Source organism: Faucicola sp. SE7633, assembly GCF_059264685.1.
In genome coordinates, this window is record NZ_JCADBW010000003.1 from 64,289 (window position 1) to 81,664 (window position 17,376).

14 protein-coding genes are annotated in these 17,376 nt (G+C 53.5%); 8 read left to right on the forward strand and 6 right to left on the reverse strand.

The features are described 5' to 3' along the window. Positions 1-10: 10 nt before the first annotated feature. Complete coding sequence (gene secD, locus AC5L4R_RS01950; protein ID WP_494472119.1) at positions 11-1,903, reverse strand: protein translocase subunit SecD; 1,893 nt, start codon at positions 1,901-1,903, stop codon at positions 11-13. Between the two features lie 70 nt (positions 1,904-1,973). Further along, complete coding sequence (gene yajC, locus AC5L4R_RS01955) at positions 1,974-2,318, reverse strand: preprotein translocase subunit YajC (protein ID WP_494472120.1); 345 nt, start codon at positions 2,316-2,318, stop codon at positions 1,974-1,976. A gap of 328 nt (positions 2,319-2,646) precedes the next feature. On the opposite strand from yajC, the gene AC5L4R_RS01960 reads away from it, so the two are divergent. From AC5L4R_RS01960 to modA, 5 genes are all read left to right on the forward strand, one after another. Beyond that, positions 2,647-3,129, forward strand: a complete 483-nt coding sequence (locus AC5L4R_RS01960; RefSeq protein ID WP_494472121.1) for a hypothetical protein — start codon at positions 2,647-2,649, stop codon at positions 3,127-3,129. A gap of 250 nt (positions 3,130-3,379) precedes the next feature. Next, complete coding sequence (locus tag AC5L4R_RS01965; protein WP_494472122.1) at positions 3,380-6,556, forward strand: LysM peptidoglycan-binding domain-containing protein; 3,177 nt, start codon at positions 3,380-3,382, stop codon at positions 6,554-6,556. Between the two features lie 31 nt (positions 6,557-6,587). Continuing rightward, positions 6,588-7,406 (forward strand): hydroxyacylglutathione hydrolase, encoded by an 819-nt coding sequence (gloB, locus tag AC5L4R_RS01970; RefSeq protein WP_494472123.1) that lies wholly within the window; start codon positions 6,588-6,590, stop codon positions 7,404-7,406. A 15-nt stretch (positions 7,407-7,421) separates the two neighbouring features. After that, the gene (gene iscX / locus AC5L4R_RS01975) at positions 7,422-7,622 is read left to right on the forward strand and encodes a Fe-S cluster assembly protein IscX (protein WP_494472124.1); all 201 of its coding nucleotides are present in this window, start codon (positions 7,422-7,424) and stop codon (positions 7,620-7,622) included. Positions 7,623-7,949: 327 nt separating this feature from the next. Beyond that, entirely contained in the window at positions 7,950-8,975 is a 1,026-nt protein-coding gene (gene modA, locus AC5L4R_RS01980; RefSeq protein ID WP_494472125.1) for a molybdate ABC transporter substrate-binding protein, read from the forward strand. A gap of 10 nt (positions 8,976-8,985) precedes the next feature. Here modA and AC5L4R_RS01985 read toward each other — a convergent pair whose 3' ends face one another. The 4 genes from AC5L4R_RS01985 to AC5L4R_RS02000 are packed head-to-tail and all read right to left on the reverse strand — an operon-like array spanning position 8,986 to position 11,729. Beyond that, positions 8,986-9,426, reverse strand: coding sequence for an HIT family protein (locus AC5L4R_RS01985; protein ID WP_494472126.1), 441 nt, complete (start codon positions 9,424-9,426; stop codon positions 8,986-8,988). Positions 9,427-9,460: 34 nt separating this feature from the next. After that, positions 9,461-10,762 (reverse strand): serine hydrolase domain-containing protein, encoded by a 1,302-nt coding sequence (locus AC5L4R_RS01990; protein WP_494472127.1) that lies wholly within the window; start codon positions 10,760-10,762, stop codon positions 9,461-9,463. Positions 10,763-10,818: 56 nt separating this feature from the next. After that, positions 10,819-11,391, reverse strand: coding sequence for a protein tyrosine phosphatase family protein (locus tag AC5L4R_RS01995; protein WP_494472128.1), 573 nt, complete (start codon positions 11,389-11,391; stop codon positions 10,819-10,821). Positions 11,392-11,435: 44 nt separating this feature from the next. Then, the gene (locus AC5L4R_RS02000; RefSeq protein WP_494472129.1) at positions 11,436-11,729 is read right to left on the reverse strand and encodes a DUF1315 family protein; all 294 of its coding nucleotides are present in this window, start codon (positions 11,727-11,729) and stop codon (positions 11,436-11,438) included. Between the two features lie 198 nt (positions 11,730-11,927). Here AC5L4R_RS02000 and AC5L4R_RS02005 point away from each other — a divergent pair, with 198 nt between their 5' ends. The 3 genes from AC5L4R_RS02005 to AC5L4R_RS02015 all read left to right on the forward strand — a co-directional run bounded on the left by AC5L4R_RS02005 (position 11,928) and on the right by AC5L4R_RS02015 (position 17,372). Then, the gene (locus tag AC5L4R_RS02005; protein WP_494472130.1) at positions 11,928-13,832 is read left to right on the forward strand and encodes an Lnb N-terminal periplasmic domain-containing protein; all 1,905 of its coding nucleotides are present in this window, start codon (positions 11,928-11,930) and stop codon (positions 13,830-13,832) included. 82 nt (positions 13,833-13,914) lie between these two features. After that, complete coding sequence (locus AC5L4R_RS02010; RefSeq protein ID WP_494472131.1) at positions 13,915-15,555, forward strand: ATP-binding cassette domain-containing protein; 1,641 nt, start codon at positions 13,915-13,917, stop codon at positions 15,553-15,555. 308 nt (positions 15,556-15,863) lie between these two features. Continuing rightward, entirely contained in the window at positions 15,864-17,372 is a 1,509-nt protein-coding gene (locus AC5L4R_RS02015) for a DHA2 family efflux MFS transporter permease subunit (protein WP_494472132.1), read from the forward strand. Positions 17,373-17,376 lie beyond the last annotated feature (4 nt).

Genomic DNA, 17,376 nt, shown 5'->3' on the forward strand with positions numbered 1-17,376 from the left:
AATGCTCCCCTTAGCCGATGCTCAAACGCTTGACTTGACGGCGATAGCCATATGCCAATTGCGCCAGCGCGCGCGTCACGGTCACTGAGGTGAAAATTGAGCTGATAATCCCGATAGCAAGCGTTACCGCAAAGCCTTTGATAGGTCCTGTGCCAATAGCAAACAGGATAAACGCCACCAATAACGTGGTGATTTGTGCATCAAAGATACTGACAAACGCGCGGTCAAAACCTGCCACAATTGCCGATTTGGGACGTGCACCGTTGGCAAGCTCTTCACGAATTCGCTCAAAAATCAATACGTTGGCATCTACCGCCATACCAATGGTCAATACAATACCAGCAATCCCTGGTAGCGTCAGTGCTGAGCCAATCACCGACATAATCGCCAAAATCATGATCAAGTTAAATGCCAGTGCAATATTCGCCAACAAACCAAATAGGCGATAAAACACCAACATAAACAAGAACACCAGCAAATAACCAACTTGGGTTGAGAAAATACCTTTTTTGATGTTATCTGCGCCCAAAGATGGCCCAATCGTGCGCTCTTCAACAAAGTACATCGGCGCGGCGAGCGCACCTGCGCGTAGCAACAACGCCAGCTCTGACGCTTCAGCATTGCTGTCTAGGCCTGTGATTTGAAACGATGAGCCAAACACCCCTTGAATGGTGGCTTGGTTGATGATACGGCTTTCGGCATACGGTGTGCGCACCTCAACCGTTTCACCCGTGGCAGGGTCTTTTTGGTAGCTGATGCGTTGTTTGTTTTCAATAAACAACACCGCCATTTGCTTACCAACCGATTTTGCCGTGGTGTTTTGCATCAAGCGGCCGCCTGCGCTGTCAAGCGTGATGCTGACCTGTGGGCGGCTGTTTTGGTCTAACCCTGCTTGTGCGTCCTGCACATTTTGCCCCGTCACCACAGGCTGACGCTCAAGCAAGGTCTTGCGCGGTGAATTGACCTCACCAAACGCAAATACTTCAGTGCCTGCAGGTGGCATGGCGGTTGGGTTGGCCTGATAGGCGGCATTGCCATCAGCGACCATACGAAACTCAAGGTTTGCCGTGCGCCCAAGGACGCGCTTGGCTTCTGCGGTGTCTTGCACACCAGGCAACTCGACCACAATGCGGTTTGCGCCTTGCGATTGCACCACCGCTTCTGCCACGCCCAACTCGTTAATCCGATTGCGCAGCGTGGTCAAGTTTTGGGTGACCGCATCTTGCGCGATTTGATTGCGTAGCGTGTCGCCTAACGTCAAGTTAATTGCCGCGCCTTGTGGGCTGATGACAGGTTGTAGCTGATACTGTCCAAAACGTGCGCGCAGCATATCAAGCGCACGGTCACGGCTGGCATTATCGGCAAATACCAGCGCAAGCCCATCATCAATCGGGGTGACAGTGGTGGTGCTAAGCCCACGACTGGCAAGCTCGGTGCGAATATCGCGCGTGAGGTTCTCTAGGCGTTGGCTGACCGCCTTTGCCATATCAACCTCAAGCACAAAGCGCACACCGCCACGCAAGTCCAAGCCGAGTTTGAGCGGATGCGCCCCAATGCGTTGTAGCCATGCAGGCGTGCTTTGTGCCAAGTTAAGCGCGATGACATAATTGTCACCAAGCTGTTCTTTGAGCAGTTGCTGGGCTTTAAGCTGGGTTTCGCTGGACTCATCACTCACCTTTAGCAGGGCGGATTTGCCATCAAACTGGTTGTCGTGGGTGGCAATGCCGTGCTGGCGCAAGAGTTGTTCGGCATGGTTTAACACCTGTGCATCAAGTGTTGTACCAGCCTCTGCGCCTGTGATTTGCACGGCAGGCTTATCGGGGTATAAATTGGGCAGCGCAAAAATCGTGCTAACCAGCAGCACCAGCGCAATAAGAACATATTTCCAAGCAGGGTAGTGCATAATGGACTTCTGTTTACATCAAAATTAAACTCACCTCAAGGGTCAGTCGCCAAAAATAAGTCATGAACAATCAAGGCTTTAGGCTAGCAAGCGTGCCAGCAGGCAGCACCGAAATAATCGACGCGCGCTGCACCATCACCTCTTGATTGGCATTCATCGCAATCACCGCGTATTCGCCTTGCACACGCACCACCTTGCCCATCAAACCGCCTGCAAATACCACCTCATTGCCTTCTTTGACCGAGTCAATCATTTGGCGATGCTCTTTTTGGCGGCGTGCCTGCGGACGGATGATAAAAAAGTAAAAAATCGCAAAAAACGCCAGCGGTAACACCAACTGGGCAATCATTGACGTGGCGCTGGCGGCAGGCGCGGCAGCAGGCTCAGCGTGAGCCAGTGAAATAAAAGCAAACATAATCCAACCTTATGCCAAAACAAAATTAGACAAAACTAAACAACACACTATCTAAGCGCTGATAATCTTTGACCGCCTAAGCGGCAGCTAAACCGTTCATGATACCCGATTTGCCAAATTGAATAAATGTTTATCACAAAAAATCTGACTGTTGGCAGGGTGATAACGGCCAAGAATCATCCAGCCGATATGTGCTATCACGCCTATCAGTTAGCAAGCTGTTACAAGGGTGTAACAAGATTTGTGATAAACTAACACGCAAACTGGCACACAGCAAAGCCAATCGTTACCGATAATTTATCAACATAACAATGCACGAGCTGACACCATGAAACCATTTTTTCAGACCTTATCTTATCCACGCGCCACGCTAAGTACCATCGCGTTGGCTACCGCGTTGATAAGTCAAACCGCATGGGCGGATATCACCGACGCCGACTTACAAAATTTTGCCCGTCAAATGTCTGGCGCCGCCAATGCCAAAAACGCTGCCCAAGTCAGCCGCTTGATTGACAACGACGTACTCATCGCCGTGACACGCAAGGGCAAAAGCGGCACGCTCAACAAACAATCTTATCTCAACCTGCTGCAAACCAATTGGGCAAAAACAGGCGCGTACAGCTATAGCATTCGTATCGACAACGTGGTCACCAGCGGCGACCAGGCGCGCGCCAACGTACAAACCGTTGAAACTTTAACCGAAAATGGCAAACCGACCAAATTGGTCACCGATTCACGCGCGACATTCAACAAAGGCGCAGGTGGTGTGGTACTGACGCGCTCTATCAGCCAGCTGACCATCGAGCAGTAACCAGCGGTGGCAAAGTGGCAGATGATTTAATGCGCGGCTCTACCACCCCAAAACCGATGATAACCGCGTGCGGCAGATATTAGACGTTTGCGCCACATAAGTTTTGTGTTAAATTGTTCGGCTTAGAATACAGGCAGGGTGATTGATTGCCCAGCTTGAAGGTGGCGGCTTTAGCAAGGCTTAAGTATTTAGGTCTGGCAGGCAGCCTAATAAAATAGATTTGAAATTTGCGGTGGTTTGGGATTAGTGTATGCAACAAACAGATTTGACTAAAAAAAACAAAACCTTAGATTTTGTGCTTAAACCTCTGAGCATCGCCCTAGCCAGCTGGCTGGCCGTGGCGTGTAGCAGTACCCCAAGCCAACCCACGCGTAAGCCACCAACCCGCGTTGTTGTGCCGCAGACCACCCAGCGCGTGGTCATCCAACAGCCTGCTAAGCCCACCACCCAAGCCGCCAAAGTTACGCAACAAAGCGCGGCATTGCTGGACTTAGAAAGCCTTGATGAGCTTGAAAGCTTGCTTGAGGCCACCGACATGACGATGGTGGAAAACAGCGCCTTGTTGGTGCAGCAGTACGGTAACCTGTGGGATCGGATGCGGGCAAATTTTAAAATGAACGCCAATCAATACGACCCCCGCATTGAGGCGCAAAAAAGCTGGTTTATCTCACGCCAAGACTACCTCAACCGCTTAACCGCGCGCGCCAGCCGCTACCTATACCACACCGTGCGTGAAGCAGAACGCCGCAATATCCCCACCGAGCTTGCCCTGCTACCTGTGATTGAAAGCTCATATGATCCCAACGCCACCAGTAACGCGGCGGCGGCAGGTCTGTGGCAGTTTATCCCCAGTACAGGGCGGATTTATGGGCTTAACCAAACGGCAAGTTTTGACGGACGGCGCGATGTCATCGAATCCACACGCGCCGCGTACGACTTTTTGACCGCGCTATACAACCAATTTGGTTCATGGGAGCTGGCCTTGGCGGCGTACAACGCAGGCCCTGGGCGCGTGCAGCAGGCAATCAGTGCCAACCAAGCGCGCGGTCTGCCAACCGACTATTGGTCATTGCGCCTACCGACCGAGACCATGAACTATGTGCCGCGTTTTGTTGCCGTTGCACAAATTGTCAAAAATCCAGGGGCGTATGGCGTGTACTTGCCTGCCATTGCCAACCGCCAGCACTTTCGTAGCGTGCCTGCAGGCGTTGGCACCAGCTTGTATGATGTCAGCCGCTTGACGGGTGTGAGTTATGAAGAACTGTACGCGCTCAACGGCGGCCTGCTCAACAGCATGGTTGATAGCGCAGGGCCTAACCGCATTTTGATTCCCAATGATGTCAATACCACGCTAGATGCCAAAATCAGCCAATTACGCGGCGGCGGCACATCGGTTTGGAGCGCACAAAATACCACCAGCTGGTCAAATGACGGCAGCTTTGGGACGACAACCACCAACCGCAGCCCAACTTACGCCAACACCCCAACCACGCGCCCTAACACGCGCTTGCCGTCATCAAGCAGCGATTTGGCAGCGATGGCGACCTCGATGGTGCAACAGCAAAATACCAATTACGTCGCGCCGATGCCATCGGTAGACAACGCAAGCGAACTGGCAAGTTTTGGTAGCGGTACTTATCAATCCAGTGAGCCGCCAATCAGCACCGCCCAGCAGCGCAGCATCACCGCTGAAATGCAATCTGCTAACACACTGCCTACCACGTCGGCAACGATTACCAGCAATAACACGGTGATGCAAGAGCCGCCATTGACCCAAGCTGAGCGCGACATGATTGCCCAGCAAATCGCCCAAGTCTCACCCGATCAACCAATCATCAGCCAGCGCGATGGCAACATCAAACTCGATGCCATCCAAACCCAACAGTCGGTGCTAGAAGCGCGTGGTGAGAGTCGCCAGCTGTCATTTAAAGAGCCGACTGTCAAATCTGTGTCGGCTTCGGGGTCAGGCATTGGTTTTGGCACAACAAGCCGCAACAGCAGCACAGCCACCCAAACCGCGCCTGCCAAAAAGCCCAAACCACAGGGCACACGCACCACTTATCAAGTCAAACGTGGTGATAACTTACAACAAATTGCCAACCAGTTGGGCGTAAGCTGGCGTGACATCGCTGAGTGGAACCAAATCGATGCCAACGCGCCGCTATACGTTGGCACCAATCTATACATTTACAACGCCAAACCTGTGAATGACAAGGACAATCGCCCCGATAGCTACACCGTACAAGCAGGCGACACCCTGACAGGCATTGCCGCCAAGTACGGCTTATCGGTCAGTGAACTGGCGCGCTACAACAATCTACCTGTCAATTATCAAGTACGCACCAAGCAAAGCCTATGGCTGGTGCCAGGTAAAGTTGATGACAACACAGGCAGCACAAACCAAAGCAGCCCATCGCCCAAACCCAGCGCGCGCAGCAGTGCTGATGGCAAGCCCAATCGCCCCGATACCTACACCGTGCAAGCAGGCGATACCCTAACAGGCATTGCTGCCAAATATGATCTATCCATCGGGGATTTGGCGCGTTTTAACAACATCCCTGTGACCTACCAAGTACGCACGCAGCAAAAATTGTCACTGGTGCCCAGCAAAAACGCGGACAAACCTGCCTCAACCGCAAGCGGTACTGCCAGCTCATCCAGTGGCAGTAAAGCTGCTGCCAGCAAATACACCATCCAAGCAGGCGACACCTTGATTGGTATTGCCGATAGGCTCGGCATATCAGCCGACGATATCGCCGCGCTAAATGACTTTAATGCCCAATATCGCGTTCAACTGGGGCAAACCATCAACGTGCCTGCCAAAGCAGCCGCCAAACTCAACCATTCGACCAGCAAAACCAGCGTCGCTGCCAGCCGTCCAAGTAGCTACACCGTCAAGGCAGGTGATGGGCTAATCAGCCTAGCCAAACAGTTTGATTTATCAACCAGCGAGCTTGCCAAAGCCAACAACCTATCGCCAACGGATAATCTACTGGTCGGGCAAAAACTGACCATCCCCAACGCAGGCGCAAGCAGCGACACGACAACGTCAGCCAAATCATCCAGCAGCAAAAGCAGCCGCAGTGCAGACAGCGACGACAGCAGCGCAACCAGCAGCTACAAAGGCGCGACCGAACGCTACACCGTCAAAGCAGGGGATGGCCTGATTAACCTGGCCAGCCAGTACGGCATCAGCGCCGCCCAGCTTGCCGCGATGAACAACCTCAAGCCCAATGCCAACTTACTCAAAGGGCAGCGCATTGTCGTGCCCAAAACCACCACGACTTACAAAGTTAAAGCAGGTGATGGCTTAATCAACCTTGCCAGCAAATACAACATCTCAACCAAAGAATTGGCGGATATGAATGATCTGTCACCCACGGCGGATTTAAAAATCGGGCAAACTTTGACCGTACCTGCACGTTAAGCAGACACCGCCCAAACATACGGATAACACCATGACCCAACCCGCCACATTGCCCTTGACAATTGAGCCCATCCCTGCCTTACAGGACAATTATATCTGGGCGTTGATTGAGCCAACGCATGGGCAAGCAATTTTGGTTGATATCGGCGAGGCCGCGCCTGCGCTTGAGTTTTTGCGCGCACAGGCGTTGGACTTACAAGCGATCTGGATCACTCACCATCATCATGACCATATCGGCGGTGTGGCAGCTGTTTGCCAAGCGTATCCCGATGTGCCCGTGCTGATCCATCCTGCCATTGCGCATCTATTGCCCAAATCGCTGAATATCGTGCCTGTGCAAGAGGACAGTGCGGTAAGCGCGTTGGGGCATCCCACCAGCGTTTGGCACATTGCAGGGCACACCGCCGAGCATATCGCCTTTATGGTACAAATCGACGGCACAAAGCACGTGTTTTGTGGCGACACCTTGTTTGCGGCAGGCTGTGGACGCGTATTTAGCGGCACTATTGAGCAGTTATTTGACAGTTTTAAACGTTTAAATCACCTGCCTGCTGATACGGTATTTTACCCTGCGCATGAATACACCGTCAGTAACCTGCGCTTTGCCCAGCATATCGAGCCCCACAACGCCGATATCGCCCAAGCCTTGCGCCATGCCAACGCGCTACGCGCCAAGCAGCCGCCCAAGCCAACACTGCCGACCACGCTTGCCGCTGAACGCCTCACCAATCCGTTTATCCGCGCGGTGGCGGACAATGCGGCACTGGCCCATGCGGCACGTGCACAGAATTTACCCATTGAGCCATTGGCATTGTTTAGCCGATTGCGCCAATTAAAAAACAACTTTTAGTTTAAGGAAAAAACTATGGCACTTAAGTGGACAGACGCGCGTGACATCGCCATTGAGCTGGCGGACGCGCATCCCGATGTTGATGTGCAGTACATTCGCTTTACCGATTTACACCGTTATGTCACGGCGCTGCCCGATTTTGCCGACGATCCCAACAAATCCACCGAAGGGCAGCTAGAGGCCATTCAGATGGCGTGGTTGGATGAATTGGACTAAGTTTGCTAAGTGTGCGCACGTGCTGCCTAAGACATTTTAATCAACCTAAATCACTAACAAACTGTTAAATCATAACCGAAGCCATACGTTTTTATACATTGCAAGCTTTTAAATCGCGTATCATGCTTGTCATACCGTGTTTTGCTAGTCACGAGCATTGGCAAAGTACGGCAGAGACAAACAGCGGCAGGTGAGGTGAGCCAATTAACCCTTAATGGCTAAACCCATGCACAGTGAATAACTTGGCGCAACCGCACCGCACAGACAAAAGCAGGCGATGATAGCAGATAAGCCCACGCGGCGGTCTATCATGGCTTAAGGTTAGGCATGGTTGATTGTAGTATGAAGGGGCAGGCGGCTTTTTGGCAGCAGGTCGGATGGGCGGTTTTGCAAGGATTGGGCGCAGCGTCGCTGCTTGGGTTGATGAGCGGCTGTCAGCCAGCAAAAAAATCCCCCGTTGCACCCTCGGCGGAGGCCAGCGCGCAAGCGAGCCAACCGTATGCCAGCACGCAAGCGCGTACCCAACGTGCCACCCAAGACGTATCGGCGACAGCATCGGTCGCCAGCACGCCCCCCGCGCCACCTGTCACACTGACCATTGCCGCCAGTACCAATCTCAACAGCACGCTACCTGTGATGGTGGATGATTTCAACCATTTAAATCCTGATATTGACCTAAAGGTTATCTACGATACATCGGACAGATTAGTCGCGCGTATCCGCCAGCACAATGCGTTTGATGTATTTTTGACTACAAGCCAAATCTATACGCAAGATTTGTATGCCGACAGCCAACAACGCAAATACGGCACGCGCTATGGGCAGCCGTTTATTTATGCACGCGGCCAGTTGGTGTTATACAGCAGCAAACACACACTGACCACCACCCCAACCCAGCTACTAGATGATTTGCTGCTTGAGCACGCGCCAATCACCATGGCGTTATCCGATCCTGAGGTATCGCCCTATGGTGAGGCGGCGCAGGCGTGGCTCGTCAATCAAAACTTCACCAACCCTGCGCAAATCCAGCTGCGCCCTTATGCCAATTTGTTACAAACATTTGCCGCAACAGACAGTGCGCAGGTGGATTTTGGTTTTGTCAGCTTATCGCAGGTGCTCAATAAGGCGCGCGACAACACGGTACGAGAAGCCACCAAATCGCACAGCTATGCCTTATTATCAAAAGCCGATTATCCACCGATTTTGCAAGAAGGCATGGTGCTCAAGCCCAGCGCTGCCAGTCAGCAATTTGTTGGCTATTTGCTATCGCCCAGAGGTCAGCTACTTTTGGCTGAGGCAGGTTATTTGCCCGTGTGCGGTGATAACAGCCTTAAATTGCCTGCCTGTAGCTGACGTTGCTGCTTTATGGGCGTTGTGATTGCGTGATGGCAGCTTGCAACTGCGCTGCCAATTCAGCAAGCTCGTCTGTGTCGGCGTTGCGCTCGGCGTGTTGTCCCAAGGCATGAATACTGGTCGGTATCAGATGCACATGATAATGGGGCACAGATTGGCCTGCCTCAGCGTGATTAAGCTGCATCTGGACAATGCCGTCACGCTTTAGCACTTGACGCTGGGCTTGCATGACCTTTTGTGCGGTGACAAACACGGCTTGTAAATACTCAGCAGGCATGTCTGACAGCTCAACGGCTTGGCATTTGGGAATCACCAGCACATGACCGCGTGCCATGGGCATGATGTCCATAAACGCTAAGGTTTTGTCGTCTTCATACACGCTAAAATTGGGTATGTCACCGCGTAAAATTTTGGCAAAAATATTGTCGTTGTCGTAAGTGAGCTTTGTCATCGTCATGTCCTTGCTGTGCATTAGGCTACATTGTCTAGGCTACATTGTCAAAAAAATCTAAAATCTGCTCAGTTAAAATAAACTGGCGCACGTCATTGAGCATGGTGGTATCATAGTTGTGCACAAACGCCACCGCAAGCTGTCGGTCAGGGTCGCACCATGCCATCGAGCCATTATAGCCCATGTGCCCAAAGCCGTCAGCCACCGCGTGCAAGCGGCTAAACACGCGATGATAGCCAAGCCGCCATTGCATGGTTGCAGGCATGACTTTATCGGCTTGCTGGTTTTGCACCTGTTGCAGCGTGGCAAACACCTCAGGCGTAATCAGTGTACGCGGCTCGCCGTGTATTGTCCATTGTCCGCCGTTGGCGAGCATCGCGTAGATAGTCGCCAATGCTTGTGCGCTGGCAACCCCGTTGGCGGCAGGGATTTTGGCTTGAAGGCTGGCAGGGTGGTAATAATTAAACTGGCGGCTACCCTCAGGCACTAATGCGGCCTGATAGTCGGCAGGCGCGACTTGGCTGGGCGTAAAATACAGCGCGTTGATGGCTTGGGTGTTAAGGACTTCGTCAGTCGCTGCAAGGCGTTGCCAATCGGCATACATCGGCAAGGTTTGGTAAAACGCCAACGTCGTCGCACTGTCGGTTTGTAGCACAGGCTTGCTGCGTTCGCTGTTTGCCGATGGTGGGCGCAAGCGCTGCGCAACCTCTGGTACGATGGCGCGCGGCACGCCAAAATACACCTGCCCAACCAGCCCCAACGGCGCAAGCAAATAACGCGCCAATGCCGCTTGCAGTGTCAGCCCCGTGACGCGTTCAACCAAGCCGCCTAACACCCAGCCCGACACCAACGCGCTGTAAGCAACGGTTGGTACATCCGTGTGCGTAGGTGTTGTCGGTGGCATGGCGGCAACTTTGGCGACCATCGCTTGCCAATCAAGCATATCTTTGGCGGTATGGGTGATTTGTTGCACGTCATACAAATTTGCCCGATGGCTTAGTACATCGCGCAACGTGATGCCAGCTTTGCCGTGTTGGGCAAAATCCGCCCAGTAGGCAGCGATCGGCGTGTCATAATCCAACAGGCCTTGTGAAACCAAGCAATGCACCAACGTCACCAGCACACCTTTACCCGTAGAAAAATTCAACGCCAGCGTGTGTGGTGTCCATGGCGTGCGCGCGCCTGTGGTCTTGTCCACGGTTGCCGTGCCATGAGCCAACGCGGTGACGCATTGCCCACGATGATAAATGACCAAGCTACAGCCGCCCAATGGCTGGTTCAGGTCGAATGCTTGTAGAAGATGAGCAAGTTGTTGATTTATTGCATTGAGGTTCATTTTTTAGCTAAGCTTAAATAGGTTTGCCTTAAATAGATTTACATTGAGGGTCGCAGTCAGCGTGGTACTAACAAACGCTGATACACCGTATCATACAATTTATCCAGCCCTGCTGCTTGCCCACGCGCCAACGCGGTATCCATCTTGCGTCCGCGCAACCAACCTGCGCGCAACGCCACCACCGCGCCCGCTTCATCGGCAGTCACGCCATGTAGCATGACCAAATCATCGGTATGCGCCATCAACGCGCGGTCAAAGCGCATGATGACAAGTTGCTTTAAATCATCGATATCACGCACAGGCACGGCATGATACGCAAGTCCGGCCTTGCGCGCTGCCGCAGCAACATCAAACGCCACCGCGTCAGCAGGTGCAAGGTCAATCATCGCCGCCACCCCATGGGCAGGCAACTGCGCCACCCCCTCACGCGTCAGACCGTGTGCCACCCACAGGCGTTTTTCGGCTTGTAAAACCTGCCCCCAAGCGTTGGCGGCAAGGGTATCGCTTAATGCCGTAAACTCTGCCGAATGCGGCAAAACCCATGTCGGCGTGGGCGCATCATCGTGTGGGTTAAACGCCTCTTGCGGCGCGTTAGGGTTATGTAGGTTAGGCAAGTTATCGTGGGGCAAGTGGGTCACCAATGTGTTCAGTCAATTTATCAACAGGCTACAATTTAACGAAATTTAACGGGGTATTGCGCATTGGGGTCGGACTGCTGATTGGGGTAGTGGCGGTCGTGCTCAATGTCGCACGCGTCGGCGTTGTTTTTGGCAGGCTTATGAATATAGCCCATACGCTCCTCAACGGGCAAATGCGCGTGCTCCCACACCATCAAGGCTTGCATACAGGTGTGTCGCTGCGCCTCGGTCAGACGCTCGCCGCTCTCCCAACGCCCCAACGCAATCGCGGTGCGAAATTTTTCGGCAATCTCGGGTGTTAGGGCGTTTAAAATGGCTTGTGTGTCCATCATTCCTCACAATTTGTCTGTTTAAATGGGCGATTTGGGTTAAATTTGGGCAAAAACGGGCGCATTCAAGGCACTGCGCTGGGTCGCGGTTTGGCAAAACAAGGTTTTACTTTGCTGGCAGATGGCTTTAATATAGCAAAAACGTTCGCCGATTTTGCTTTTTTATCACCCAAAATTGTCCCCATGAGCAAGCACCCTATGCGGCACTATCACCCCACCACTGACCATAAACTAAAACCTAGCGCGCTTATCTTGGCAGCCGCTATGCTATTGCCCATTGGCGCACAGGCGGCAACCATGCCAACGTCCGCTACGCTGGCCGCTGAGCACCCACCCACCACGCTTGCCGACGCGCTTACGCAAGCACAGGCCCAAAACGTGGCGCAATCCACCGCATGGCTGCGGCTGCTGTATTATCCCACGCCATATCGGGCAGGTCGCACCAGTCGGATTGCCACGCCAAACAATCCTATGACCAATCAGCAGGCGTTTTTTGCCAGTCGTGCTGGCGGTCACGACCCAGAGGCTGAGCTACAAGCCGTGCTTGCGGCGATGTTTGCGCCAAACCCTGCGCCCGATGCGTCGGTGTACTGCCGTATGCCTGCGCGCGTGCATTGGCTTAAAACCGCGCTGGCTATTCCCGACAGCGCATTGCCGCAAGCTGATTGCCCAACGTTGGCGCGATGGCAAGCCAATTTGGCGGCTAACGGCGCGTCGATTATTTTTGCCGATGAATACCTAAACGACCCGCAATCGGCGTTTGCCCACAGTTTTTTGCGGTTTGATACCGCCGACCCTGCGCGCGCCACCTACCTTAATTATACGCCAAAAAAGACTGAGGGGGAAAACTTTGCCAAATTTACCTACAAAGCGGTGATTGCAGGCAATCCCGGTGAGTTTACCCTCAACAACTACGCCCAAAAAATCACGGCCTACACCGAGGAGCAAGGGCGCAACGTGTGGACGTATCGGCTGAATTTAACACCCGATGAAATCACCCAGCTCACCCGACAAGTGTGGGAAATTCGAGGGCAAAATTTGACGTATAAACTGTTGTCGGATAACTGCGCGTCAGAGATTTTGGCCTTGCTTGACGCGCTGCGTCCGCAAGCTGACCTATTAAATGGGTTGCAGCCACTGGTCGCACCAGCCCAAATTGTGCGCCATTTGGCAGCGCATGACTTATTGACCGCGCGTGAGTTTGTGCCCTCACGCGTGGCCCGTGAGCAAACGGCGCTAAATGCTAACGCTCTAGGCGCAGATCACGCCGACAGTAAGCCGTATGGTGTGCCGCTGCAGCCAAATTCATCCGCGTTACCATTGAGTAGCCGTAGCGACCCACTGCTGGCTAACCCCTTGCAGCGGCTACAGGTGGGCTTTGAGCAAAACAAAACTCGCCACACACACGACGCGCTGACGCTGGGCTATCGGTTGGTGTATCACGACGCGCTTGATAAGCCCGATGGCTACCCAGTCGGTGCGGCCTTGACCGCGTTGGCAGGTGAGCTGCGCGTACCGACCAATCAGCGCAAACAGCATGACCGTGTGGCACTCAATACCTTGACCCTCATGCAAATGCGCGCGCTCAATCCCGTCAATACTGCCAAATGGGGCAACAGTTGGGGGGCAAAACTGAGCCTTGAGCGTGTGCAGGATGGTATTCGCCACGACGATGGCGGCGATGTTGTCGGCAATGTGTCAGGCGAGTACGGCAAAAGCTGGGCATATGGTGTACCGCGCGCGGCGGCGGATTTACCGCCGAATATCTGCTACGCGCTTGGCACAGCCGCTTTGCAAGGCGGACGCGGCTTGTATCATGGCTACCGTATTGGCGTTGGCGCGACGGGCGGCTGTTTGCAACAAATCAGCCCCGATTGGCGCGCGCTTGCCACGCTTGAGATGCCGCTGTGGTTGGCAGGTGATGGCAAACGCGAACGCTACGCCCAACCACGGGTTGAGGTTGGCACGCAATACGATTTTGACCGCCACAACGCGCTGCGTGTAACGCTTGCCCGCCAATGGACGCTTGACCACGGTTTACAACAAGTTGCCGATACAACGCAAGATAGCATTGGCGTGCGTTATCTGCGTTATTTTGATTAAACACGATGATGGCGCACAAACAAGCCCAAAACAACGCTCAACCAATGGCAGACAATCCCCTATTGGCAAAAAATATTCAAGCATGACTCAATTGCTCAACGTTGAAAATCTAACCATACAATCCGCCAATCAAACACTGGTTAAAAATCTATCCTACACCCTGCACACAGGCGAAACATTGGCGTTGGTGGGTGAGTCTGGCTCGGGCAAATCCTTGTCAAGCCTTGCTTTGTTGGGCTTGTTGCCGTCAAGTTTGTACGTCACAGGGCAGGCATGGCTTGACGGCAAGCCGCTACCCATCGCCCCCCCACTCACCAAGCCTGACGCATTAAGCCGCGCCCAACCTCGACATAACGCCCGATCATGGCGGCAAATCCGCGGACGGCAAATTGGTATGGTGTTTCAAGAGCCGATGACCGCGCTTAACCCCTTGCACACCGTTGGCAAGCAGCTTGGCGAAAGTTTGGCATTGGCAGGTGTGGCAAAAGGCAGGCGGCGCGCGCAGGCGTTGCAGCTACTTGAGCAGGTTCAGCTGACCGATGGGGCAGACAAACTGGCGCGTTATCCGCATGAACTCTCAGGTGGACAACGCCAGCGCATTGTCTTGGCAATGGCGCTGGCACAGCAGCCGCAAGTGCTGATTGCCGATGAACCCACCACCGCACTTGATGTCAGCTTGCAGCATGACATGCTGGCACTCATGCAGCGGCTAACGGCAGAGCGCGGTATGGCGTTGCTGCTCATCAGCCATGACCTTAAACTGGTGCGCCGCTATAGCACACGCATTGCCGTCATGCAAGCAGGGCGTATCGTTGAGCAGGGCGACACCGCAGCGTTGTTTGCCAATCCACAGCACGACTACACACGCACCTTGATGACGCAAGAATTTGGCACGCCGCTAGCAGTTGTGGACAGCGCGCGTGAGGTGCTAAACGTGCGTGACATTGGCGTGCGCTATGTGCGCCGTCGGCATATTTGGCAGCCACCGCAAATACTGACCACACTGGCGGGCGTGAGTTTTAGCTTGCGCCAAGGCGAGGCGTTGGGCATCGTGGGTGAATCGGGCTCGGGCAAAACCACACTGGCGCGCGCATTACTCAAGCTGCTACCAAGGCAGGCGCAAACGCTGGGGCAGATGCGTGTATTTAGCCCCGACCTAAAGGCAACCGACAATCTTTTGACGTTAAGCCACCGCCAGTTTCGGCCGTATCGCCGTGCGTTGCAACTGGTCATGCAAGACCCGTACGCCAGCTTAAACCCACGCATGGATGTGCAGACCTTGGTTGCTGAAGGTTTGGCGTTGGTTGATGCTAGCCTATCTGCCACTGCGCGCGTGCAGGCGGTGCAAGCGGCATTGGCGTTGGTGCAGCTACCGCCTGCCATTGCCCAACGTTATCCGCATGAGCTGTCGGGCGGTCAGCGTCAGCGCGTGGCATTGGCGCGGGCACTGATTATGCGTCCGCAGGTTTTGTTGCTTGATGAGCCGACCGCCGCGCTTGATAGCCAAACGCAAATGGCAGTGGTGCGGCTGCTGCGAGATTTGCAAGCGCGGCTTGGTGTCAGTTATATTTTTATCAGCCATGATTTGCAAGTGGTCAAAGCGTTATGCCAACAAGTGTTGGTGATGAAAAACGGCCAATGTCAAGCGTATTTACCCACCGCCGAGCTGGCAAATCAGCCGCATGATAGTTATATTGGGCAGTTATTGAGTCACAGCATTTAGCTTATCGTGCATAATTCTGCACCTGTCATCTTTGCGCCAGGTGGAGATGTCGGCAGCCTTGTGTTATCATGGCAATAAAGGTTGTCGTTAATGCAAAAACCAAGCATTGACTAAAACAAATCTGTTTAGCCGATGCCCTAGGGCTTAGTGCTGTGTAAAACGTTCCCCCATGCCGATACTATTTAGCGATAGCGGCATGGCGCAAGGTAGTAACGCTGTCTTAGACAAAGATTGCTATGGGTTACAAGGATAGCCCACCAAGCCCAGCGGTTTGGTGGCAGCATGTTAAAACCTATTAGCCTAACACGATGCCCGACCAACACTTATCGCCTCACACGAGCCATCTAAAACACCCCTCACAACCGTCGGTGCAATCTGTCGCAAGCCACGCCGATGCCCCAACGCCAATCTTAAGCGATTTTCAGCGGCGCTGGTTGCCCGTGGTGGTTGCCATCGCGCTGTTTATGCAGATTTTGGATGCAACGGTACTAAATACCGCCCTGCCTGCAATGGCGCATGATCTCAATCAGCCTGCGCTGTCGATGCAATGGGCGGTGATTAGCTACGCGCTGACGTTGGCGATTTTTACCCCGATTAGCGGCTTTATCGCTGATAAATACGGTACACGCACCACGTTTTTGGTCGCTATCAGCGTGTTTAGTGTGGGTTCGTTGATGTGCGCGATTTCACCCACATTGGGTAGTTTGATTTTTGCCCGTGTCGTGCAAGGGCTTGGTGGGGCATTGCTGATGCCTGTTGCGCGGCTCACACTGATTAAAAGCTATCCGCGTGAGCAGATGCTATCGGTGATGAATTATGCTGTCATGCCTGCGTTGGTCGCGCCTGTGGTTGGTCCGTTGGTTGGTGGTTATTTGGTTGAGTGGGCAAGTTGGCATTGGATTTTTTTGATCAATTTGCCGATGGGGTTACTTGGCTTGTGGGTCGGGCTTAAGCTGATGCCGCAATACTTGCAGCGCAATCCGAGTATGGATTTGCTGGGATTTTTGTTGTTTGGTAGCTCGATGGCGTGCTTTACCTTTGCGCTGGAGTTTGTCAATAACATCAGTGCGGATAAGCCACAAACGGGTGTTTTTGCGGCGATGGTGGCAGGGCTTGCGGTGGCGTTATTGGTTGGCTATTATTACCACGCTAAGCACTCTGAGGCGCGCAACGGCCAACAGCCGCTGTTCGGGCTGGACTTGTTTATGGTGCGCACGTTTCGGGTTGGGCTACTGGGCAATCTGCTGACGCGGCTTGGCATGAGCGCAATCCCGTTTTTGCTACCGTTGTTGCTACAGGTGGTGCTTGGCTATAGCCCGTCGCAGGCAGGTTGGATGCTTGCGCCGATTGCGATTGGCTCACTGGTGGTTAAGCCACTGGTAACGCGGATTGTGCGCCGTTTTGGCTATCGGCGCACACTGGTGATCAATACGACGGTTATTGGGCTCAATATCATGCTGTTGTCGCAGTACAACCAGCATACGCCGCTGTGGCTAAGCATTCCGCTGCTAACCTTTATGGGTGCGTGCAATTCGCTGCAATTTAGCGCGATGAATACCATCAGCATTGCGCGGCTGCGCCCGTATCAAACCAGTAGCGGCAACAGCTTGCTGTCTGCCAATCAGCAACTGGCGATTAGCTTTGGCATTGGGCTTGGGGCATCGGTGCTGCATTTGCTCACGCCTGCGCGCGCAAGCCTTGTGCAGACCCAAGTGGCATTCTCACACGCGTTTTTGCTGTTGGGCGTTTTAACGATTTTATCAGGATTGTATTTTTTGCGCTTGCATCCGCGTGATGGGGCAGGGTTGTACCATTAATACA